The 22,131-nt window shown below is 73.7% G+C and carries 21 protein-coding genes; 12 read left to right on the top strand and 9 right to left on the bottom strand.

The window, feature by feature from the left end:
- Positions 1 to 6: 6 nt before the first annotated feature.
- From H291_RS0120025 to H291_RS0120010, 4 genes are read right to left on the bottom strand one after another with little or no spacing between them, the layout of a single operon-like run.
- A complete protein-coding gene (locus H291_RS0120025; RefSeq protein WP_026365940.1) occupies positions 7 to 510 on the bottom strand; it encodes a GNAT family N-acetyltransferase in 504 nt (167 codons plus the stop codon).
- 37 nt (positions 511 to 547) lie between these two features.
- Entirely contained in the window at positions 548 to 868 is a 321-nt protein-coding gene (locus tag H291_RS0120020) for an AzlD domain-containing protein (protein WP_020016801.1), read from the bottom strand.
- The gene (locus H291_RS0120015) at positions 865 to 1,626 is read right to left on the bottom strand and encodes an AzlC family ABC transporter permease (protein WP_020016800.1); all 762 of its coding nucleotides are present in this window, start codon (positions 1,624 to 1,626) and stop codon (positions 865 to 867) included. The genes H291_RS0120020 and H291_RS0120015 overlap by 4 nt, the downstream gene beginning before the upstream one ends.
- Before the next feature lie 58 nt (positions 1,627 to 1,684).
- On the bottom strand, positions 1,685 to 3,157 hold the full coding sequence (locus H291_RS0120010) for an NAD-dependent succinate-semialdehyde dehydrogenase (RefSeq protein WP_020016799.1): 1,473 nt from the start codon (positions 3,155 to 3,157) through the stop codon (positions 1,685 to 1,687).
- 90 nt (positions 3,158 to 3,247) lie between these two features.
- On the opposite strand from H291_RS0120010, the gene rraA reads away from it, so the two are divergent.
- The 6 genes from rraA (at position 3,248) to H291_RS0119980 (ending at position 8,428) form a co-directional block, all read left to right on the top strand.
- Positions 3,248 to 3,712, top strand: coding sequence for a ribonuclease E activity regulator RraA (rraA, locus tag H291_RS0120005; RefSeq protein WP_020016798.1), 465 nt, complete (start codon positions 3,248 to 3,250; stop codon positions 3,710 to 3,712).
- Between the two features lie 23 nt (positions 3,713 to 3,735).
- The gene (locus tag H291_RS0120000; RefSeq protein ID WP_157237202.1) at positions 3,736 to 4,071 is read left to right on the top strand and encodes a hypothetical protein; all 336 of its coding nucleotides are present in this window, start codon (positions 3,736 to 3,738) and stop codon (positions 4,069 to 4,071) included.
- Positions 4,072 to 4,075: 4 nt separating this feature from the next.
- Entirely contained in the window at positions 4,076 to 5,041 is a 966-nt protein-coding gene (dapA, locus tag H291_RS30905) for a 4-hydroxy-tetrahydrodipicolinate synthase (protein ID WP_051109558.1), read from the top strand.
- A 33-nt stretch (positions 5,042 to 5,074) separates the two neighbouring features.
- A complete protein-coding gene (locus H291_RS0119990; protein WP_026365939.1) occupies positions 5,075 to 6,760 on the top strand; it encodes a ribonuclease J in 1,686 nt (561 codons plus the stop codon).
- A gap of 204 nt (positions 6,761 to 6,964) precedes the next feature.
- A complete protein-coding gene (locus H291_RS0119985) occupies positions 6,965 to 7,663 on the top strand; it encodes a DUF4328 domain-containing protein (protein WP_020016794.1) in 699 nt (232 codons plus the stop codon).
- A gap of 108 nt (positions 7,664 to 7,771) precedes the next feature.
- Entirely contained in the window at positions 7,772 to 8,428 is a 657-nt protein-coding gene (locus H291_RS0119980) for a DUF998 domain-containing protein (RefSeq protein ID WP_020016793.1), read from the top strand.
- 43 nt (positions 8,429 to 8,471) lie between these two features.
- Here the strand turns inward: H291_RS0119980 and H291_RS30900 are convergent, their stop codons facing one another.
- Both H291_RS30900 and H291_RS30895 read right to left on the bottom strand, forming a co-directional pair.
- The gene (locus tag H291_RS30900; protein WP_020016792.1) at positions 8,472 to 10,817 is read right to left on the bottom strand and encodes a hypothetical protein; all 2,346 of its coding nucleotides are present in this window, start codon (positions 10,815 to 10,817) and stop codon (positions 8,472 to 8,474) included.
- The gene (locus H291_RS30895) at positions 10,814 to 12,676 is read right to left on the bottom strand and encodes an HSP90 family protein (protein WP_084468282.1); all 1,863 of its coding nucleotides are present in this window, start codon (positions 12,674 to 12,676) and stop codon (positions 10,814 to 10,816) included. The genes H291_RS30900 and H291_RS30895 overlap by 4 nt, the downstream gene beginning before the upstream one ends.
- A gap of 66 nt (positions 12,677 to 12,742) precedes the next feature.
- Between H291_RS30895 and add the strand changes: the two genes are divergently transcribed.
- Positions 12,743 to 13,756: an adenosine deaminase gene (gene add / locus H291_RS0119965; RefSeq protein ID WP_033327417.1), complete on the top strand. Its 1,014-nt coding sequence runs from the start codon at positions 12,743 to 12,745 to the stop codon at positions 13,754 to 13,756.
- A gap of 31 nt (positions 13,757 to 13,787) precedes the next feature.
- On the opposite strand, the gene H291_RS0119960 is transcribed toward add, so the two are convergent.
- Entirely contained in the window at positions 13,788 to 14,375 is a 588-nt protein-coding gene (locus tag H291_RS0119960) for a TetR/AcrR family transcriptional regulator (protein ID WP_020016789.1), read from the bottom strand.
- An 88-nt stretch (positions 14,376 to 14,463) separates the two neighbouring features.
- Between H291_RS0119960 and H291_RS0119955 the strand changes: the two genes are divergently transcribed.
- Positions 14,464 to 14,874, top strand: a complete 411-nt coding sequence (locus tag H291_RS0119955) for a hypothetical protein (protein WP_020016788.1) — start codon at positions 14,464 to 14,466, stop codon at positions 14,872 to 14,874.
- A 103-nt stretch (positions 14,875 to 14,977) separates the two neighbouring features.
- Complete coding sequence (locus tag H291_RS0119950) at positions 14,978 to 17,836, top strand: FtsK/SpoIIIE family DNA translocase (protein WP_232216121.1); 2,859 nt, start codon at positions 14,978 to 14,980, stop codon at positions 17,834 to 17,836.
- A gap of 66 nt (positions 17,837 to 17,902) precedes the next feature.
- On the opposite strand, the gene H291_RS0119945 is transcribed toward H291_RS0119950, so the two are convergent.
- Positions 17,903 to 19,180, bottom strand: a complete 1,278-nt coding sequence (locus H291_RS0119945; RefSeq protein WP_020016786.1) for a CapA family protein — start codon at positions 19,178 to 19,180, stop codon at positions 17,903 to 17,905.
- A gap of 121 nt (positions 19,181 to 19,301) precedes the next feature.
- On the opposite strand from H291_RS0119945, the gene pgsA reads away from it, so the two are divergent.
- The 3 genes from pgsA to H291_RS0119930 all read left to right on the top strand — a co-directional run bounded on the left by pgsA (position 19,302) and on the right by H291_RS0119930 (position 21,011).
- On the top strand, positions 19,302 to 19,892 hold the full coding sequence (gene pgsA / locus H291_RS0119940; protein ID WP_020016785.1) for a CDP-diacylglycerol--glycerol-3-phosphate 3-phosphatidyltransferase: 591 nt from the start codon (positions 19,302 to 19,304) through the stop codon (positions 19,890 to 19,892).
- A complete protein-coding gene (locus H291_RS0119935) occupies positions 19,889 to 20,410 on the top strand; it encodes a CinA family protein (RefSeq protein WP_020016784.1) in 522 nt (173 codons plus the stop codon). The genes pgsA and H291_RS0119935 overlap by 4 nt, the downstream gene beginning before the upstream one ends.
- 247 nt (positions 20,411 to 20,657) lie before the next feature.
- On the top strand, positions 20,658 to 21,011 hold the full coding sequence (locus H291_RS0119930; RefSeq protein WP_020016783.1) for a helix-turn-helix domain-containing protein: 354 nt from the start codon (positions 20,658 to 20,660) through the stop codon (positions 21,009 to 21,011).
- Positions 21,012 to 21,114: 103 nt separating this feature from the next.
- On the opposite strand, the gene H291_RS0119925 is transcribed toward H291_RS0119930, so the two are convergent.
- Positions 21,115 to 21,912 carry a DNA-formamidopyrimidine glycosylase family protein gene (locus tag H291_RS0119925; RefSeq protein WP_020016782.1) on the bottom strand — a complete coding sequence of 266 codons (798 nt, stop codon included), beginning with the start codon at positions 21,910 to 21,912 and terminating at the stop codon, positions 21,115 to 21,117.
- Between the last annotated feature and the right edge of the window lie 219 nt (positions 21,913 to 22,131).

The raw sequence follows: 22,131 nt of genomic DNA, 5'->3' as shown, positions 1-22,131 counted from the left end.
GCGGCGTCAGATCTGGGCGGACCAGCGGTGCTCGACGACCTCGCGCACCCCGGTGGCCAGAGTGCGGCTGCGGCCGTCCTCGCCGAGGCCGCTGGCTGCGAGGAACTGCGCGCGGGCGGTGTCGTCCACCAGCGCCCAGGTGGTCACGGTGTCGGAGCCGTCGGAGCGCAGCCGATCGACGGCGGCCGCCAGCAGGCGCGAGCCGTGCCCGCCGCGCTGCGACTCGGGCAGCACCTCGAGCGAGAGCACCTGGCCGGGGGAGACCGCGGCGAACCCGACCACCTTGGGGCCGGCGAGCGCCACCAGCACGGCGAACCCCGGTCCGGGCGGCGACGTGATCGCGGAGGCCCAGCGCTCGCGCATCGCGGGGACGTCGAGCTGCTCGAGCACCCCCTCGCCCAGCACGCCCGTGGCGCGCCACGCGGCGACCTGGACGTCGGTCACCGCCGCCTCGTCACCGGCGACGGCGGGGCGGACGGACACATCGGCGGTCTCGCGAAAAAGGGCCACGCTCAACCCTAGCGGCACCTCACCCGCCGGCGTCGGGTCAGCCCCAGCCGAGGGCGCGGAGGCCTGCCGCGGTGGCGGCCGCCAGGACCACCACCAGGATGAACGGGGCGCGCAGGGCCAGGGCGAGGGCCGCGACGGCCAGGGCGGGGACGCGGGCGTCGACCACGAGGGTGCGGCCGTCCGCGAAGCCCTGGACCACGACGAGCGACACGAGCAGCGCCACCGTGACGAGCGTCGTGACCCGCGAGACGCGCTCGGAGGCGAGCCAGGAGCGCGGGACCAGGTGCCCGCCGAGCTTGAGCGCGAAGCAGGCCAGGGAGGCCACCAGCACGGTGGTCCAGAGGGCGGCGGTGGTCATCGGGCGGGCTCCCTGTCGCTCTCGGTCCCGGGCTCGGCGGGCGTGTCGCCGGCCGGTTCGGACGGCGCCTCGGCGGGCACCGTCGCCGGAGCCACCAGCCCGACGACGATCGCCACGGCGGCCGCGGCGAGCACCGGGATGCCGGGCGGGACGAAGGGGATCAGCACGGCCGTGGCCGCGACGGCGAGGCCCGCCACGAGCTGGGCGCGGCGCGGCGCGAGCCGGGGCCAGACCAGGGCGAGGAAGGCGGCCGCGGCGGCGGCGTCGAGCCCCCAGGCCCGCGGGTCGCCCAGGGCGTCGCCGGCCAGCGCGCCGAGCAGCACGAACGCGTTCCAGAGCACGTAGACGCCGAGCCCGGTGACCCAGAACCCGATGCGGGACACCGCCGGGTCGGGCTGGGCCACGGCGACCGCCGTCGACTCGTCGATCGTGACCTGCGCGGCGGCGATCCGGCGCCAGCCGCGCACCTGGAGCAGCGGCGAGACCACGGCGCCGTACAGGGTGTTGCGCAGGCCGAGCAGGGTGGCGGTGGCGATCGCGGCCACCGGCGTGCCCGCGGCGCCGATCACGCCGATCAGCGCGAACTGCGAGCCACCGGAGAACATGAGCAGGCTCAGCGCCATGGTCGGGCCGAGGCCGACGCCGGCCGCCACGGACAGGGCGCCGAACGAGATGCCGTACAGACCGGTGGCCACGGAGACGCTCACGCCCTGGCGGACGGCGGCCCGGGCCGCCGGGTCGGTGGGGAGGACGTTCACGACGTGAGGCTACGTGGTCGCCGCACCGGGCCGGTCCGGCGACCGCGAGCCGGACGCGCTACAGCGCCACGTACACCGTCTCCTGGTACTCCTCCATGCCCGCCTCCGCGCCCTCGCGGCCCAGGCCGGAGGACTTCACGCCACCGAACGGCGCGCTCGCGTCGGACACCAGGCCGCGGTTGATGCCGATCATCCCGGCCTCGATCTCGTCCATCGCGCGCTGGGCCCGGGCGAGCGAGGTCGTGTACGCGTAGGCGGCCAGGCCGAACGGGGTGCCGTTGGCCAGCTCGTAGGCCTCGTCGTCGGACCCGAAGGCCACGATCGGCGCGACCGGGCCGAAGATCTCCTCGGTGACGATCCGCGCGTCGCCGCTGACCCCGGTGAGCACCGTGGGCTCGAAGAAGTGGCCGGGGCGCTCCAGGCGGGAGCCGCCGGTGAGCACCTGCGCGCCGTGCGCCGCGGCGTCGTCCACGAGGCCCGAGACCTTCTCGACGGCGGCCTCGTTGATGAGCGGGCCCACCTGGGCGCCGGGCTGCGTGCCCGGGGCGGTCACGAGCTCGCCCACCGCGGTGGCGAACCTGTCCGCGAAGGTGCGCGCGACGGCGTCGTGCACCAGGAAGCGGTTGGCCGCGACGCAGGACTGGCCGGCGTTGCGCAGCTTGGCGATCAGCGCGCCCTGCACGGCGGCGTCGACGTCGGCGTCCTCGAACACGACGAAGGGCGCGTTGCCGCCCAGCTCCATGGAGCTGCGCAGCACGTTCTTCGAGGCCTGGGCCAGCAGCACCTGCCCCACGTGGGTGGAGCCGGTGAACGAGACCTTGCGCAGGCGAGGGTCGTCGAACAGCGGCTCGGTGACGGCGCCGGCCCGGGTGGTCGGGACCACGTTGACGATGCCCGTCGGCAGGCCGCGCGACTCGGCCTCCGAGCGGATGATCTCGGCGACCAGCAGGGTGGTCATCGGGGTGAGCTCGGACGGCTTGACCACCACGGTGCAGCCGGCCGCGAGCGCGGGCGCGATCTTGCGGGTCGCCATCGCGATCGGGAAGTTCCAGGGCGTGATCAGCAGCGACGGCCCCACGGGCCGGCGGCTCACGTACTGCTTGTTGCCGCCCGACGGCGCCGTGCGCACCAGGCCGTCGGCGCGCACCGCCTGCTCGGCGAACCAGCGCAGGAACTCGGCGCCGTAGACCACCTCGGCGCGGGCCTCGGCCAGGGGCTTGCCGGCCTCGGCGGTGATGAGCGCGGCGACGTCGTCGGCGCGGGCGATGATGCGGTCGAAGACGGCGCGCAGCAGCTCGGAGCGCTCGCGCGGCGGCACGGCGCGCCAGGCGGCGGCGGCCGCGTGCGCGGCGTCGAGGGCGCGGACGGCGTCGGCGGCGGTGGCGTCGGAGACGTCGAAGATGGGCTGGGCGGTGGCGGGGTCGGTGACCTCGAACGTGGCGCGGCCCGACGCGGGGCCCCAGTGCCCGTCGATGAGGAGGCCGGTGGGCAGGTGCGCCACGAGGGCGGGGGAGAGCGTCGTCGCCGTCATATTCCGAGTATCCACTCCGGCGCAAGCGCGTCGGGTGCCGGATCCGGGACCGAGTATCGTCTGGCGCACGCCAACGAGACGGGGGATCACATGACCGCGACGGCCGACCTGTACGACGAGCACGGCGAGGCGCTGGCCTCGCTGGCCCTGCAGCTGCGCGACTTCGGCGGGGTGCGGGCCTTCTCCGGCCCGGTGCGCACCGTGCGGTGCCACGAGGACAACGCGCTGGTCAAGGCGGTGACGCAGACGCCGGGCGAGGGCGCGGTCCTGGTGGTCGACGGTGGCGGCTCGCTCCGCAGCGCCCTGATGGGCGACCTCATCGCCGCCGCGGCGGTCGAGAACGGCTGGGCCGGGGTGATCATCCACGGTGCGATCCGTGACTCGGTGGCGATCGGCTCGCTGGCGCTCGGCGTCAAGGCGCTGGGCACCAACCCGCGCAAGTCGGCGAAGACCGGCGCGGGCGTGCTGGACGAGCCCGTCGAGATCGGCGGCGTGCTGTTCCGCCCGGGCGCCATGGTCCACGCGGACGAGGACGGCGTGCTGGTCGAGCGGTGACCCGGAGCGAGGGGCGAGCGGAGGTGCCACGGCTGGTCCTGCTCAACGGGCTGCCCGGCGTGGGCAAGTCGGCGCTCGCGGCGGCCTGGGCGGCCCGCCGGCCGGGCACGCTGAACCTCGACATCGACGTGGTCCGCGCGCTGATCATCGGCCCGCCCGGGGAGACGGCCGGCCCGGCCCGGACCGCCGCCTACGCGGAGGGGCTGCGGGAGGTGGCGCGGACCCCCGGTGTGCTCCGCCTGGTCAACGACGATCTCGCCCGCGCGGTCGCGGCGCTGGAGGCGCTCGTGGAGGCCGATACGGAGCCCGGCGGGTCGGCGGGCCCGAGCCCGTTGCAGGGCCGGAAAACGGTACGGTAGGGCCATGGTTCTTCCCACTGATCCCGCGCGCCCGTTCGGCGCGGTCCTGACTGCCATGGTCACCCCGATGACGCCCGACGGCGCCGTGGACCTGAAGGCAGCGGTGAAGCTGGCGAAGAAGCTCGTGGACGACGGCAACGACGGCATCGTCCTGTCCGGCACGACCGGCGAGTCGCCGGTGACGCACACCCCGGAGAAGGAGGAGCTCGTCGCCGCCGTCGTGGAGGCCGTGGGCCACCGCGCCGCGGTCGTGGCGGGCGCCGGCTCGAACGACACCGTGCACGCGATCCGCATGGCCGAGCAGGCCGCGGAGTCCGGCGCGGACGGCCTGCTCGTCGTCTCCCCGTACTACTCCCGGCCCAGCCAGGAGGGGCTGTACCAGCACTTCGTGGCCGTCGCCGACGCGACCGACCTGCCCGTCATGCTGTACGACGTGCCGGGCCGCACCGTGGTGCGCATCGCCCCCGACACCTACCGGCGCCTGGCGCAGCACCCCCGGATCATCGCGAACAAGGACGCCACCGGCGACGTCTACGCGGCGAGCAAGCTCATCGGCGAGACCGGCCTGGCCTGGTACTCGGGCGACGACGGGCTGCTCCTGCCGTTCCTGAGCGTCGGCGGTGCGGGTATCGTGTCCGTGTCGGCCCACGTGGTCGGCGCCCACTTCGCGGAGACGGTCCGCCGGTTCGACGCCGGCGACATCGCCGGAGCGATCGAGGTCTTCCGCACGACGACCGGCGTCATCGACGCGCTCAACGGCGCAGGCGCCCAGGCCGTGATGGCCAAGGCGGCGGTCGAGCTGCTGGGCGTCACGGACAACCGCTTCCTGCGTCTGCCCAACGTCGCCGCGTCGGACGACGAGGTCGCCGCCCTGCGCGCGGTGCTGGCCGAGGCCGGCCTGCTGCGCGACGGCGACGCACACCAGCCCGAGGTGAACGAGCTCGCTCAGGCGAGCTCCGCCGGGCACTGAAACTTTCTGTTGGAACGAGGCCTTGGAGGCCACGTGAGTCATCCTCACCCCGAACTGTCCCTGCCCCCCGCACTGCCCGACGGCGGTCTGCGTGTGGTCGCCCTCGGCGGCCTGGGCGAGGTGGGACGCAACATGGCGGTCCTGGAGCATGCCGGACGGCTGCTCATCATCGACTGCGGAGTGTTGTTCCCCGAGGACAACCAGCCCGGCGTGGACCTGATCCTGCCGGACTTCGACTACATCAAGGACCGTCTCGACGACATCGAGGCGATCGTGCTGACGCACGGGCACGAGGACCACATCGGTGCCGTGCCGTACCTGCTGCGCCTGCGCAAGGACATCCCGCTGGTCGGGTCGCGCCTGACGCTCGCCTTCATCGAGGCGAAGCTCAAGGAGCACCGCATCAAGCCCTACACCCTCGAGGTGAAGGAAGGGCAGCACGAGAAGCTCGGCGTCTTCGACTGCGAGTTCGTCGCGGTCAACCACTCCATCCCGGACGCGCTCGCCGTGGCGGTCACCACCGCCGCCGGCACCGTGCTGCACACCGGTGACTTCAAGATGGACCAGCTGCCGCTCGACGGCCGCATCACGGACCTGCGCGCCTTCGCCCGCCTCGGCGAGAAGGGCGTGGACCTCTTCATGGTGGACTCCACCAACGCCGAGGTGCCCGGCTTCGTGACGCCCGAGGCCGAGATCGGCCCGGTGCTGGACAACGTGTTCGCCCACGCGGACAAGCGCATCATCGTCGCGTCGTTCTCCTCCCACGTGCACCGCGTGCAGCAGGTGCTGCGCGCCGCGCACGCCCACGGCCGGCGCGTCGCCCTCGTGGGGCGCTCCATGGTGCGCAACATGGGCATCGCCGCCGACCTCGGCTACCTCGACGTGCCGCCGGGCGTGCTGATCGACCTGAAGAAGGCCGACTCGGTGCCGGACGACCAGATCGTCTACATGTCCACCGGCTCGCAGGGCGAGCCCATGGCCGCGCTGAGCCGCATGGCCAACGGCGACCACAAGGTGCAGGTCGAGTACGGCGACACCGTGATCCTCGCGTCGTCGCTCATCCCGGGCAACGAGAACGCCGTCTTCCGCATCATCAACGGGCTCACCCGCCTCGGCGCGCGCGTCGTGCACGGCGGCAACGCCAAGGTGCACGTCTCCGGGCACGCCTCGGCCGGCGAGCTCATGTACTGCTACAACATCCTCAAGCCCAAGAACGTCATGCCGGTGCACGGCGAGGTGCGCCACCTCGTGGCCAACGGGGCGCTCGCGGTCCGCACCGGCGTGCCGGCCGACCGCGTGGTGCTCGCCGAGGACGGCGTCGTGGTCGACCTCGTGGACGGCAAGGCCTCCGTGGTCGGCGCCGTGCCCTGCGGCTACGTGTATGTTGACGGTTCCTCGGTCGGCGAGATCACCGAGGCCGAGCTCAAGGACCGCGTGATCCTGGGTGAGGAAGGTTTCGTCTCAGTCTTCGCCGTGATCGATACGGCGACGGGTAAGGTGCTGGCACCCCCGCAGGTGCTGGCGCGGGGTATGGCCGAGGACGCCTCGGTGTTCGACAAGGTGATGCCGGAGGTCACCGCGGCGCTGGAGAACGCGATCGCGGGCGGGGCCACGGACACACACCAGCTTCAGCAGATCATGCGGCGGACCATCGGTCGCTACGTAGCCACCCGGCTGCGGCGCAAGCCGATGATCGTGCCGGTGGTCGTCGAGGCGTGATCGGCAGGTAAGCACCACCCCCTCGGGCGGGGTAACGCTGAGGTAGCACTGCTACCTCAGCGTTACCCCGCCCGTTGTCTTGTCCTTCCCCGGCGGGGCCGAATGTCGTGATCTGCGAAGATCACCCGCTAATTGGCTCAACGTCATGGTTTCCCGGGGCTAGCGTTCGGGTGTTTTCCAGCCGCATCACGAAAGACACCATCCATGACGCAGCCCTATGACCCGTACGCCCCGCCTCCTGCGGGCTCTCCGGCACCGAGCACCACGCCGCTCTACGACGCCTACGCGACCGCGAACCAGGCGCGCAGGCTACGGGTTCCCGAGGGCCTCGCCACCGCGGTGGTCGTGCTGTCGTCGGTCTTCCTGGCGGTCCAGATCCTCTCGACCGCGCTGTCGTTCGGGGCCGTGGAGGCGTACGCCGCCGCCGCCGACCCGATGGACGTCTTCACGGCGTACGACGGCGTGGCGGGGCTGCTCAGCGCGGTCATGCTCGCGGCCTTCATCGTCTCGTGCCTGTGGCTGAACGAGTCCCGGAAGTTCGCGGTCGCCGTCAAGCCCACCTACCGCCACCAGCGTGGTCCGGTGTGGGTGTGGCTCGGCTGGGTGGTCCCCGTCGTGTCCCTCTGGTTCCCCTACCAGGTGGTGCGGGACGTACGCCGGAGCACCATCCGTGGGTCGTCGGGTCTTGCCGGCTGGTGGTCCACATGGCTGATCGGCAACTTCGCCAGCTACCAGGCGACCCTGGTGACCATGCGCGGTGAGGACCCCGTGATGCTGCCCTTCTACGAGCTCGTCACCGCGGTCGCCCTGCTGATCTCGTTTGTCTGCTGGCTCCGGATCGTCCGGGAGCTCACGGCGGCGCAGCGGGCGCACGTCGCGGCACTCGACGGCGTGGCCGGCTGAACCTCCGGTCCCAACCGGCCGGGCCGCGGCCGCTCAGTTCTCGGATCTCGGTCGTCTACCTGGACAGGACGCCGGCACCCCGCCGGTGCGACGGTCCCGGAGGGCGAGATGACACAGGAGACGGAGTTCGACACGGCGGCCGCGGTCACGCGGTCGATGCTCGGCTGGGGTGTGGTGGCGGGGCCGTTCTACCTGGTGGTCGGGCTGGTCCTGGCGCTCACGCGGGACGGTTTCGACTTCTCGCGACACCCGCTCAGCGTGCTCATGCTGGGCGAGCTCGGCTGGATGCAGGTCACGAACCTGGCGCTGAGCGGCCTGATGGTCCTGGTCGCGGGCGTGGGCATGGCTCGGGCGCACGCACGGGGCGCGGGCATCGCGGTGGGCGTCTACGGCGCCGCGATGATCGCGAGCGCGGTCTTCCCGCCGGATCCGATGCCCGGGTTCCCGCCCGGGCAGGACGGCGCGACGACGCCCAGCGCGTCCGGCGTCCTGCACCTGGCGTTCGGCGCGGTCGGGTTCGTCTCGCTCGGCGTGGCCGCCCTGCTGCTCGGGCGCTGGTTCGCCCGGCGCGGCGAGGGGCGGGCCGCCGTCTGGTCCCGGGTCGCGGGCGTGGTCGTCCTCGTGGGGTTCGTCGGGGGAGTCGCGCTGGGGCCCGCGGGCGTGGCCGGCCTGTGGCTGGCGGTCGTGGCCGGGTTCGCCTGGCTGCTGCTGGCCTCCGTGCGGCTGTACAAGACCGTGCCACACCCGGTGGTGTCGCGCCGCTGAGGCGCCGGCGGCCGGCCCGAGGGGCCGGCCGCCGGCCGAGGGATCAGGCGCTGACCTGATCGCGGATCCAGCCGGCGTGGCCGCCGAAGCCGCTGAGCTCCTCGTCGCCCTCGATCCGGGCCTCCACGGCCGCGACCAGCTCCAGGCCGGCCGCGGTGCTGCCCGACTCCACCGCGAGCTCGGCGGCCAGCAGGGCGCTCCGGCACCAGCGCGCGACGTCGCCGGACTCCCGCACGAGCGACTCGGCGCGGCTCGCCAGCGCGTACGCCTCCTCCAGGGCGCCCTCGTAGAGCCCGCGGAAGCGGGCGGTGTCCAGGTCCTCGTCGGCGATGACCCGCGCGTGCTGCTCCAGCGTCTCGGGCAGCTGCACCCGCAGCTCCGCGAGCTCGTCCTCGTCGGCCGAGTCGGCCAGCGCCGCCTCGCACGCACGGGTCGCGCCGGTCATGATCCGGCTCGCCTCGGCGACGTCGCGGTCCCGCACGGCCCACGCCCAGGCGCGGGTGGTGCGGACCTGGCGCAGCGCGTCGCCCACCTCGGCCCAGAGGTCGGCGGCCCGCTCGTACGCCAGCTCGGCCGACAGCCCCTCGCCGGCCCGCTCCAGCGCCTCCGCGGCCAGGGTGGCGAGCATCGCGTGGTCGGCCTGGTCCGGCCAGTGCTGCGCCACCTGCGCGGCGGCCAGCCAGTGCTGGGCGGCCTCCGCCGGCTCGTGGCGGTTGGCCGCGCACTCGCCGAGCCACCAGCGCACCTGCACGAGGTTGCCCTCGCCGTGCGCCTCGGGGGAGGGGTCCAGGTCGCTCAGGGCCTGCTCCAGCACGGGCGCCGCCTCGTCGTGCCGCCCGCCGGCCATGAGGTGGGCGCCGAGCCGGGTCCGGGCCACCACGGCGAACCGCGGGTCGGCGAGGTCGGCCCAGGCCACCGCCTCGTAGCCGTGGTGCACGGCGCCGGGCAGGTCGTCCGCGACGGCCAGCACCTCGGAGAGCTGCAGGTGCGCGCCCGCCCGCCAGCCCGGAGCGGCGGAGTCGCCGGCACGGTCGATGGCCTCGGACATCCCCGCCCGCATCCCGTCCAGGTCCTCGGCGTCCCGGGCGCTCTCGTACCGGTCGATCGCCTCCCGGACGGCGGCGGGCATCTCGCCGGCAGGACCGTCGTCGACGTCGGGTCCGGGCGCCGCCGCGACCTCGTCACCGGCGGTCGCCGGCTCGTCGCCGTCCGCCTCGTCGGTGGTCGCCGCGGTCGCCGCGCCGGCCGGGGCACCGCTACCGGACCCCGCCACGGGGAGCGCCGTCCGCAGGCCCAGCGGCAGCCGCTCCAGCAGCGGCTCGGCGTCCAGGGTCGAGCGCACCCGCTCGCTGACCGCCGTCGTGCCGTTGCGCTCGTCGAACGCGGCGGCGATGCGGAGCGCCTCCGTCCGGGCGTGCCCGGCGAGCTCGGCGGCGGTCCACGTGCGCCCGGCGGGGCCGGTGACCGGCAGGTCGCCTCGGCCGAGGGTGACCAGGCGGTCCATGAGCAGCGCGGTCACGGCGTAGAAGCCCATCCGCGGCTCGGGCTCGCCGTCGGCCTGGAAGTAGCCGGGGGTGTCGGCCAGGAGCTCCAGCGCGCGGGCCTCGTTGCCGGTCAGCGCGCAGAACTCGATGTGCTTGGCCACCGAGTGCATCAGGCTCTCCGAGCCCTTGACCATGGGGTAGCCGCGCATGTGGTGCGCCCGGGCCTCGTCGAGCCGGCCGAGCCGCACGAGCGGCAGGAGCGAGCGGGCCAGCGCGCGGTGCGGCTCCTCGGCGCAGGTGAGGCGACCGTCCAGGACCGGGGCCCAGTGCCGCACCGCCTTCGCGTCGTCGCCGCCGTCGGAGAAGAACTCGCCCTGCCGCGCCGTCTCGCAGGCGTGGCAGTCGGCCAGCTCGCCGCGCTCCGCCGCGAGCCAGCCGTCGAAGGCCCGCTGCGCGCGCTCGGTGTCACCGATGTGGTCGGCGATGTAGAACTCGGACATCCGCACGGCCCGCTCGGTGTGCCCGGCCAGCCGGTAGCGCCGGTCCATCTCCGTCAGCCAGTTCTCGATCGCGGCCAGCGGCACCCGCGGCAGGTCGAGCATGCCCGTGGTGACCCACTTGAAGTCCCAGAACAGGGCGTGGGTGGCGGACGCGTCGAAGACGCTCGGGTCCTGGTCCCACAGCCGCAGGGCGCGGGCGAACGGGACCAGCACCTTGTGCCGGTCGGCGCTGAACTCGTAGGCGCTGATCAGGTGGAAGACCGCCTTGATCTCCGCCTGCGGACCGAGCTGCGCGGCCTGGTCGAGGATGTTCTCGGCGGCCGCGGCCTGCGAGGTGCCGTGGGGGCGCTGGTCGTTCTCCCAGATCGCCTCCTGGAGGGTCGCGAGGTCGGTGATCTGGGTCATCGGTCGTTCTCCTGGGTGTCGTCGGCCCGGTCACGGGGCCGGTCGTCGCGGGCCGGCGGCAGGCTGGGCGCGGCCCACTCCAAGAGCTCGCCGAACGCGCGGTTCACGAGGGCCTGGTCCACCGGGCGCAGGGGCCGGCGCGCCTGGAGCAGCGACTGCCCGTACAGGGCCTCGACGGCCACGCCGGTCAGGTCCGGGTCGGGCAGCCCCGCGATGCGTCGCACCAGCGGGTTGAGGTGGTTCAGCACGAGCCGGGCGCGCGGCGCCTCGTCGCGCAGGGAGCCGAGGATCCCGGCCCACAGGTCGTCGGCCTCGCTCTCGGCCTCGGCCCGGGCCCGCTCGTGCCGGGCGGACCGGTCGTCCAGGTGCACCGCGGCCAGCGACGCCGGGTGGAAGGCGCGCACCACGACGTCGCAGTCCAGCGGGTCCAGGCGCACCCGGGCCGTGGCCAGGAACGGGGCCAGCGCGAGCTCCGCCGCCGGGTCCAGGTGGTCGAGGTGCGCCGTGACGACCGACGCGTCGAGCTCCTCGACCGCCACCCCGGGCCGGGCCAGGGGGAGCGCCTGCACCAGCGCGGCGTCGTAGGTGTACCCGCCGTTGACGACGGCCATGCCCTGCGCCGCCGCGATGGCGGAGACCTGCCGGAACTCGTCGACGGTGCGCGTGAAGTGCACGGTGGCGTGCCGCCGGGCCAGGTCGTCGAGCGTGAGCTCGCCCTCCGACGTCTCGAACGGCAGCCACGGCAGCATGGTGCGCAGCACGTCCTCGTCGTGCAGGGCCAGCGCCTTGACCCCCAGGTGGTGCACCGCCAGGAAGCGCCGCAGGCGCTCCGGCGACGTCGTCGCGAGCTGCGCGAGCCAGCCCCGGACCCGGTCGCCGAGCGCGTCGCGGACGGCGGCGAGCGTCTCGTCCTCGTAGAGCTGCTCACGGCTGGCCGTGGGGCGCAGCGCGTCGGTGTCCAGCACGCACCGCACGAAGAACGCCCAGTCGGGCAGCAGCGTCTCGGCGCGGTCGGTCAGCAGCATGCCCTTGAGGTGCACGCGGTGTCCGCCGCGCTGGGCCGGGCTGACGACGCCGGGCAGCACGTAGGCGACGCCGCGGATGCCGACCAGCGGCAGGTCGAGCTCGATGGAGTCGAGCGGCGCGAAGCCGAACGTGTCCTGGCAGTACGCGGACAGGGCGGCGGCCCGCGCCGTCGGGCTGGCGTGCTGTGCCTCCCACGGCGGGCGCTGACCCGTGATCGGCTCGTCGCCCACGCGGACGTCGTAGGGCAGCAGCGCCCCGAAGTCGGCGGCGAGGTCGGCCACGGTGTCGGCCTCGAACCACTGCTCGCTGCCGCGGCGGGCCGCGAGGTGCACCGTGGTGCCCGGCTCGGGGTGCTCGGCGACGTCCAGGGTGCGCACCGTGTACGAGCCGTCGCCCCGGGCCACCCACTCGACGGGCAGCGCGTCGGGCGTGCGGGCCGACCGGCTCACCACCCGGATGGTCTCGGCCACGACGAAGCAGGCCAGCAGGCCGATGCCGAACTGGCCGAGGAACTCCTTGCGGGCCTCGGCCAGGCCGTCGCGCTTGGAGCTGCGGCCGATCGTGGCCAGGAGCTGGTGCACCTCCGGCTCGGTCAGGCCGATCCCGGAGTCGGTGACCCGCACCGCCGTACCGGTGGCCTGGATGCGTACCGTGCCCGGGGCGTCCGGGTCGAGGGCGCGTCGCGCGGTGATCGCGTCGACGCCGTTCTGGAGCAGCTCGCGGACGTAGACCCGCGGGCTGGCGTACAGGTGCTGGGACAACAGGTCCACCAAACCACGGAGGTCGACCTGGAAGGTGTGCGGTGAATCCGTCGGGGTCTCTTGCGTCGTCATGGTGGGCGCGATGCTAGTGGCGCACACTGACAGCCCCCACGAAAGTCCGGCACGTAACCTGCCCCCATGACCTCTCCCGCGCCGTCGTCCCGCCCGCCACGGGCAGAGCTGCACGTGCACCTCGAAGGCACCCTGGAGCCGGACCTGGCGTTCGAGCTCGCCGCCCGCAACGGCGTCGCGCTGCCCTACCCGGACCCGGAGAGCCTGCGCGCCGCCTACGACTTCGCGGACCTGCCCGCGTTCCTCGACCTGTACACCGCCAACATGGCCGTGCTGCACACCGAGGCCGACTTCGCCGACCTCACGCGCGCCTACCTCGCCCGCGCGGCCCACGCCGGGGTGCGGCACGCGGAGATCAGCTTCGACCCGCAGGCGCACCTCGTGCGCGGCGTGCCGCTCGAGGCCGTGGTCGGTGGCATCACCGGCGTCCTGGACCGTGCCGAGGCCGACCACGGCGTCTCCACCCTGCTCATCGCCGCGTTCCACCGCGACAAGCCCGTCGCCGACGCGCTCGACGTCCTCGAGCGCCTGCTCGCCATCGACACGCCGATCGTCGGCATCGGGCTGGACAACGCCGAGATCGGCTACCCGCCCGGCCTGTTCACCGACCTCTACGCCCGGGCCGAGGCCGCCGGCCTGCGCCGCACCGCGCACGCGGGGGAGGAGGGCCCGGTTGCGAACGTCCGGGACGCCCTCGACCTGCTGCACGCCGAGCGGATCGACCACGGCATCGCCGTCGTCCAGGACCCCGCCCTCGTGGCCCGCGTCGCCGCCGAGCAGGTCCCGTTCACCCTGTGCCCCGTCTCCAACGTGCGCCTGCGCGCCGTCCCGACCCTGGCCGAGCACCCGCTGCCCGACATGGTCGCCGCCGGCATGCTCGTCAGCCTCAACTCCGACGACCCGCCCTACTTCGGCGCCTACGTGGACGACGTCGACGACGCCGTCACCGCCGCCTTCGGCCTGACCCGCGACCAGCGGGCGGCGCTCGCGGCGGCGTCCTTCGAGGGCTCGTTCCTGCCCCGCGACCGGGTCGCGGCGTACGTGGCCGACGTCGAGGCCTGGCGGGCCGCGGGCGCCTGAACTGGGCCCGGTCCGCGGCGGCGCCCACGGCTCATCCCCGCAGCAGCGCGGCCCCCACCGTCCCGCTGGCCCGTTCGAACGCGGCCGCCCGCGTCCGCTCGTCCCCGGGCAGCAGCCCCGCGAGCTCCAGCGACACCAGCCCGTGCACGAGGCCCCACAGCCCGACGGCGGCGCTCAGCACCTGCTCGGCCGGCGCCCCGGGCAGCACCCGGCCCACGGCGTCGTGCAGCACGCGGAAGGTGGGCCGCTCGACGGCGTCGGCCGGGTCGCCGTCGGCGAGCGCCACGCCGCGGTCGAACATGACGCGGTAGAAGTGCGGGTCCGCCAGGGCGAACCCGCGGTAGGCGCTGCCCAGGTCGCGCAGGTCTGCGGCCGGGTCCACGCCCTGTCCGACGGCGGCCAGGTGCTCGGCGAACCGCCGGAACCCCTCCTCGCTCACCGCCGCCAGGAGCGCCTCGCGCGACCCGAACAGCGCGTAGACCGCCGACGCGCTGGTCGCGGCCTCGGCGGCGACCTTGCGCACCGTGACGGCGGCCTCGCCGTCCGACGAGATGACCCGGGAGGTGACCTCCAGGAGGCGGGTGCGCAGGGCGTCGTCGTGCAGTCGGGGTCGGGCCATGCCGTGAGTCTAGAAGCCTTGACGGGAGTTTGCGAACGTTGTTTGATAACACTGTTACAAAACAACGGACGCACCCCAGGAGGACGTCGTGCTCGAGCTCTCGGACCCCGCCCGCATCACCGCGGGCATCGTGCTGCTGACCGTCGTCGGGATCGAGTCCGGCGGCTTCTTCCTGCTCAAGGTCTTCGGCGGCAGGCTCGCCACGACCGACCTGCAGAAGAGCTTCTTCCGGGCCGGGCACGCCCACGCGGGCGTGCTGGTGATCCTCGGCCTGCTCTGCCTGCTGCTGACGGAGGCGACGGACCTGACCGGGTTCCTGCGCTGGCTCGCCGCCACGGGCGTCCTGGTCGCCGCGATCCTCATGCCGGCGGGCTTCTTCCTCTCCGCGATCGGGACGGGGCGCACCACGCCCAACCGCGCTGTCGTGCTGCTGCCGACGGGCGCGGTGGTCCTGGGCGCGGGCGTCGTGACGCTCGCGGGCGGCCTGCTGCTGGGCTGAGCGCCGGGGCGCGTAGCCGGACAAACCGGTCGACGGCCCGGTCCGGGACACACCGCGAGGGGTCCTGGGCCGGGCCGTCCGCGCCGGTTACGGTGGCGACATCATGGCGACCCGCACGTCGGCCCGGCGAAGTTCCGGGAAGAGTTCCGGGCAGGGCGCGAAGAGCGCCAAGCCCCGCGCCGCAGCGTCGAAGCGATCGACCCAGCGCCGGGGGGCTACCCGCCCGGCAGCCAAGGCTGCGCCCGTACCGTCCCGCCCGCCGTGGCCGGTCCGCGCGGTGCGCGGCCTGTGGATGGGTATGGCGCACGCGGTCGGCGGCGCGACCCGCGCCGCGGGGCCGCGACGGGCGCCTGACGCAGCGGACGAGGACGCACAGAACGCGGGAAAGAGCGGCGTGGCGAGGAACAGCACGAGCAAGAGCACAGGACAGCAGGCAGAGACGGAGCTGCCGGACCACCGGCGCGACGGCGTCGGCTTCGCGCTGCTCGCCGTGGCGGTCATCGTCGCGGCGCGTGAGTGGTGGGGTATCGACGGCCCCTTCGGCGACGGCGTGCACGCGGTCGTCGCGGGCACGCTCGGCGTCGCGGGCGTGGCGCTGCCGGTGCTGCTCATGTGGCTCGCCTTCCGCGTCATGCGACACCCCGAGCGCACCCAGCAGAACGGCCGGGTCGCGATCGGGCTCAGCTTCCTGGTCGTGGCCACGTGCTCGCTGGTGCACATCAGCGCCGGCCTGCCCTCGCCCGCCGACGGCTTCACCCCTGTGCAGAACGCCGGCGGCGTGATCGGCTTCCTCTTCGCGACCCCGGTCGTCACCGGGCTGACGCAGTGGTTCGCGATCCCGCTGTACGTGCTGGCCGGGTTCTTCGGCGTCCTCATCGTCACCGCGACGCCGGTGCACCGGATCCCCGCGCGCCTGCGCGGCATGTACGACCGGCTCACCGGCAACCACCGCGAGCCGGAGGACGGCGCCGAGGACGGGCTCTCCCTGGCCGACGGCGTCTCGGCGCACGACGGCAGGCCCGAGGCCAAGCGCCGCAAGCGCCGCACCAAGCAGGAGATCGCCGAGGAGAAGGAGCGCCTGGCCGGGTTCACCGGCGACGAGGCGTTCGAGAAGGCCGCCGAGGTCGAGCAGCGTGGCGGCAAGGCCGGCAAGGCCACGACCCAGCGCATCCCGACCAGCCAGTCCGCCGGCAAGGTCACCGGCGCCCCCGCCATCGGTCCCGGTGTGCTCGGACCGGACGGCGAGCCGGCGGCGTCGGCGGCGTCGGCCAAGAAGGACGGGCCGCGACCGCCGCAGCAGGGCGAGCCGATGCCGCGCGGCGTGCAGCCGATGCTGGAGGGCGACACGGTCTACCTGCTGCCCGACGAGGAGGTGCTGGTCCAGGGCCCGCCGCACAAGGCGCGCTCCGCCGCCAACGACCGCGTCGTGGAGTCCCTGACGGGCGTCTTCGAGCAGTTCGGCGTCGACGCCAAGGTCACGGGCTTCAGCCGCGGCCCGACGGTCACCCGGTACGAGGTCGAGGTGGGCGCCAAGACCAAGGTCGAGCGCATCACGTCCCTGTCCAACAACATCGCGTACGCGGTCGCCAGCGCGGACGTGCGCATCCTGTCGCCCATCCCGGGCAAGTCCGCGATCGGCATCGAGATCCCCAACACCGACCGCGAGACCGTGGTGCTGGGCGACGTGCTGCGCTCGGGCGCGGCCCGCCGCACGGAGCACCCGATGGTGATGGGCGTCGGCAAGGACGTCGAGGGCGGCTACGTCGTGGCCAACCTCGCCAAGATGCCGCACATCCTGGTGGCCGGTGCGACCGGCGCCGGTAAGTCGAGCTTCATCAACTCGATGATCACCTCGATCCTGATGCGCTCCACGCCGGAGCAGGTGCGCCTGATCCTGGTGGACCCCAAGCGCGTGGAGCTCACGATCTACGAGGGCATCCCGCACCTGATCACGCCCATCATCACCAGCCCCAAGAAGGCCGCGGAGGCCCTCGACTGGGTGGTGCGCGAGATGGACGCCCGCTACGACGACCTGGCGACCTTCGGCTACAAGCACGTCGACGACTTCAACGTCGCCGTCCGGGCCGGCAAGGTCAAGCCGCTGCCGGGCTCGGAGCGCAAGATCGCGCCGTACCCGTACCTGCTCGTGGTGGTCGACGAGCTGGCGGACCTCATGATGGTCGCCCCGCGCGACGTCGAGGCCTCGATCCAGCGCATCACGCAGCTCGCCCGCGCCGCGGGCATCCACCTGGTACTCGCCACGCAGCGCCCGTCCGTCGACGTCGTGACGGGCCTGATCAAGGCGAACGTGCCGTCCCGGCTCGCGTTCGCCACGTCCTCGCTCGCCGACTCCCGCGTGGTCCTGGACCAGCCCGGCGCCGAGAAGCTCATCGGCCAGGGTGACGCCCTGTTCCTGCCCATGGGCGCGGCCAAGCCGATGCGCGTGCAGGGCGCCTGGGTCACCGAGTCCGAGGTGCACCAGGTCGTCGAGCACGTCAAGAGCCAGCTCAAGCCGATCTACCGCGAGGACGTCGCCGCGCCCGCCGCGGCCAAGAAGCAGGTCGACGAGGACATCGGCGACGACCTCGACCTCCTGCTGCAGGCGACCGAGCTCGTGGTCACCACCCAGTTCGGGTCCACCTCCATGCTCCAGCGCAAGCTGCGCGTGGGCTTCGCCAAGGCGGGGCGGCTCATGGACCTGCTGGAGTCGCGCGAGATCGTGGGGCCCTCGGAGGGCTCCAAGGCACGCGACGTGCTGGTCGCGGCCGACGACCTGCCCGCCGCGCTCGCCCTCATCCGGGGCGAGGAGCCGGCTGGGGTCTTCGACCAGGCGTCGTCCGACGGCGACGGGGCGGACGGCGGTTCGGCCGACGGCGGGGGCGACCAGTACGCCGACGGCACGGACGGGCACATGCCGCCGGTCGCCCGCGACTACCACGACGACGCCGAGGCGGTCCGCTGACCGTCCCTCGCCACGTGTCAGACGCTCAGATCCCCCTGGTGATCTGAGCGTCTGACACGTTGTCGGTCAGTCGCGGCGGATGACCTTCGGCGCCTTGCCCGCGTCGTCCTTCGGCGGCTGCCGTTGCTCGTCCGCGGCGGTCCCGGCCGCGGTCCGTGCGATCCGCAGGCGCTGCTCCAGCTCGGCGGTGCCGAGCTGCCCCTCCTCGGGGTGCGCCAGGGCGTCGCGCGTGGCGCGCAGCCGGTGCCCGGCGGCGCGGTCGACCGTGGTCGCGGCCCAGCGCGCGTCCGTGACCCGGGCCGGGCCGTTCGGCGGCTGGACGACGTCCGCCACCAGCAGCAGCCCGACGGCGGACGCCGCCACGCAGCACTCCTTGCCCTGGTTGGACAGGAGGTTGCCGAGGCCGTAGGCCACCCACATCCCGTCGCCGCCCGGCCCGCCGCCCAGGTGCGTCAGCGGCTGCGGCACGTGCGCGTGGTGCCCGATCACCAGGTCGACCTGCCGCGAGCGGGCCAGCGCCCGGACGGTCTTCCGCTGGTGCTCGGTGGGCTCGGTGACGTACTCGGTGCCGTCGTGCAGGCTCACCACGACCAGGTCCGCGCCCGCGTCCCGGGCCGCCCGGGCCTGCTCGACGATCCGGTCCGCGTCGATGAGGTCCACCGACCAGGGCCCGGCGGGTGGCTCCAGGCCGTTCAGCCCGTAGGCCGCGGCCAGGTGCGCGACCGTGACGGTCCGGCCCTCCCGGCGCAGCTCGTAGAGCTGGGGTTCGAGCGACTCGCGCTCGTCACGCGCCGTACCGACGTGGCCCATCCCGGCGTCGTCCAGCGCGTCGAGGGTCGCCGCGATGCCGTCGAACCCCGAGTCGGCCGAGTGGTTGGACGCCGTCGAGCAGCCGTCCCAGCCCTGCTCGCCCAGGTCGCGGACGATCTCCTTCGGCGCGCGGAACACCGGGTAGCCCGACGGCCGCGTGCCGGGCGGCGCGACCGGCACCTCCAGGTGGCACAGGGCCAGGTCCGCGTGCTCCACCCAGGGGTCGATGCCCGCCAGCAGCGGCGAGTAGTCGATGCCGTCCGGCCCGGTCGCGGAGTCGTTCACGGGCGTGTGGGTGAGCACGTCGCCGCCGGCGAGCAGCGTGAGCTCGACGTCCTGCGGGGTGGGGGACGGGGAGGGGGTCGGCGTCGCGGACGAGGCGACGGGGGTCGACGTCGTCCCTGGGTCGCCCGAGCCGGCGGACGGCGGTGCCGAGCCCGGGTCGGCTAGGAGCGTGCAGCCCGCGGCCGTCGTGACGAGTGCGCAGGTCACGGTCGCGGATGCGAGGAGCCGCAGGGCGCCGACGTTGGCCACCCTCGGATGTTATGGCAGGCCCGGCGGGGGAGCGAGCGGACGCGCGGGGCGAGGGCGCGGGAGCCGCCCGTGGGACCGTGTGCGGTCCGGGGGGCGGACGATCCGCGGCTAGGCTGGGGCAATGGTCACCGACGCTCCGTCGCCCTGGAACATTGCGAACATCGTCACGATGATTCGCATCGCCATGGTCCCGTTCTTCGCCTGGGCACTTCTCGTCGAAGGCGGGGACGACACGACCTGGCGGCTCGTGGCCACGGCGATCTTCGTGGTCGCGGCGGTGTCGGACAAGGTCGACGGCTACCTCGCGCGGTCGCGGGGCCTCATCACCGACCTGGGCAAGCTGCTCGACCCGATCGCGGACAAGCTGCTCGTGGGCGCCGCCCTGATCCTGCTCTGGATCCCGCTGGGCGAGCTGCCCTGGTGGATCCCCGTGATCATCCTGGTGCGCGAGCTCGGCATCACGTTCATGCGCCTGGGCATGGTCAAGTACGAGGTGATGCCCGCGTCCCGGGGCGGCAAGCTCAAGACGGTGCTGCAGAGCGTGGCGATCTCGCTGTTCCTGCTCCCGCGGGACGGTCTCGACTGGCTCACCGTGATCGCCTGGGTCGTGCTGCTGGCCGCGTTCGTCGTGACGGTCGTGACGGGCCTGGAGTACGTCTACCAGGGCTGGAAGATCCGCCGGGACGCGCGGGCCCGGGCAGCGCGGTCATGACGGCGGCGCGCCTGCTGGCGGCGGCCGCCGCCCGTGGGTGGACCATCGGCGTGGCCGAGTCGCTCACGGGCGGGCTCGTCACGGCGACGCTCGTGTCGGTCCCCGGCGCGTCCAAGGTGCTGCGCGGCGGCGTCGTCGCCTACGCCACCGACCTGAAGGCCGGCCTGCTCGGCGTGGACGCCGACCTGCTCGCCGAGCGCGGGGCCGTGGACGAGGCGGTGGCCGCCCAGATGGCGGCCGGCGTGCGCACGGCCACGGGCGCCGACGTCGGCCTCGCGACGACCGGCGTGGCCGGTCCGGACCCGCAGGACGGTCAAGCGCCGGGTGTGGTGTTCGTCGCAGTCAGCACCCCGCTGGCGTCCGAGGTGCACCGCCTGGACCTGTCGGGCGACCGGCCCCGGATCATCGACGACGCCGCCCGCGGCGTGATCGAGATGGCGTCGCTGCTCGTCAGCGAGCTGCCGGGTGAAAAAAGCGATGCGGAGCAAGTTAGGCTCCCAGAAGTTACAGACAAGTGAAACTTCTTGGCCTAATCTTGCACAGGGCTTGACGCGGGCACACTTCGGGAACAAGGCTCATACCAGCGGCGTTGGTCCCGGTGTGATCACGAACAAGCCGACCACTCGGGGCCGGCGCAAGAACTCTTCGAGCGCGGGGTACGGTAGAACGACCTCCGCACCCGGGGGACGTACCACACGCAAGGCACGGCCGGTCCAGCCAGGACAGGGCGTGAGGACAGGGACAGGCACTGAAAGGGGGCGCGAGATGGTCGTACTACGGCGAGAAATCGGAGACGTGCTGCGAGACACGCGGCAGCGTCAGGGGCGCACCCTCCGCGAGGTGTCGTCGGCGGCGCGAGTGTCGCTGGGTTACCTCAGCGAGGTGGAGCGAGGGCAGAAGGAGGCGTCGTCCGAACTTCTGGGTTCCATCTGCGAAGCGCTCGACGTGCCGCTGTCCTTGGTGCTGCGTGAGGTGAGCGACCGCGTGGCGGTTGCCGAAGGATTCCAGATTCCGGACACCATCCCGGCGGACTTCGTCGCCGGGCTGCTGGCCAGGGGAGGCGAGCGGACCGCAGCGCGGCGGGACGTCGAGCAGTCCGACCTGGCGCCGGTGGGCTGACCTGGCAGCTGCCCCCGAGCAGCGCCTTAGGACGAGGGCGGAGCACCTGGTGCTCCGCCCTCGTCGTGTCTCCGCCGGCCTGTCCTGCCGAGCGGCGCCGGCGTCACTCCGGACCCGGCGCCTGGCAGGTGGGGCACCAGAAGACGGGCCGCTCGTAGGGCTTCTCGTTGGCCGTCCCGACGGCGATGGGGGTGCCGCACCGGTGGCACGGCCGGCCCGCGCGGCCGTGCACGTGCAGCTCGACCGAGCCGAGCCCGCGGGCCCGGCCCACGGCGACGCTCCGCTCCATGAGCCGCCGCGCGGTGCGCAGCAGGACCGTCCGCTCGCCCTGCGGCAGGGAGCCCGCCGGCAGCCACGGCCACAGGCGCCGCGCGAACAGGGACTCCGCCATCCAGATGGTGCCCAGGCCCGCGACCGTGCGCTGGTCCAGCAGGGTGGCGCACAGGGGCCGGTCGGGCTCCCGCACGAGCCGCGCGACGCCGTCGGCCAGCCCGGCGGTGGGGAAGTCGTCGCCCAGCACGTCCGGGCCCAGGCCGTTCAGGATGCGGCTCTCGTCGTGGGTGCGCAGCAGGTCGAGCATCCCGAGGTGCCAGCCGATGGCGGTCCAGGCGTCGGTCGCGAGCACGACCCGGACGGCCGGATGCCGGGCCGTGGCCTCCCGTGAACCGGTGCGGTGCACCCGCCAGTAGCCGTCCATCCGCAGATGGGTGTGCAGCGTCCGACCGTCGTCGAGCCGGGTGAGCAGGTGCTTGCCGTACGCGCTGGTCTCCAGCGCGGTCGCGCCGGTCAGGTGCGCGGCGCCGGCGCTGGGCCACCGCAGCTCCGCACGGACGAGCGGCAGGCCGCGCAGCGCGGCGGTCAGCCGCTCGGCGGTGAGACGCAGGACATCCCCCTCGGGCACGGCCGCTCCCCTCGTCGTGGGGTTTCAGCGTAGTGTGCGCCCGGCCCGGGAAGGCGGCACAACCGGCATATCACCCATGTGATCCGGATCGGCCCCGTTCCGGGGGTCCAGGCCCCCGCAGGTCGGTCAGGGATGGCCCCGAGTGCGGTTCAGGGCGTGACCGGGGGTAAACCCGATGGCTTTCCGCCGTCCGTTACACGACTCTTGTCCCATGACCGT

Source organism: Promicromonospora sukumoe 327MFSha3.1 (assembly GCF_000385135.1).
Taxonomy (GTDB): Bacteria; Actinomycetota; Actinomycetes; order Actinomycetales; family Cellulomonadaceae; genus Promicromonospora; species Promicromonospora sukumoe_B.
Note: the sequence above shows the minus strand (reverse complement) of the source record. Positions and strands in the feature narration are given on the sequence as shown.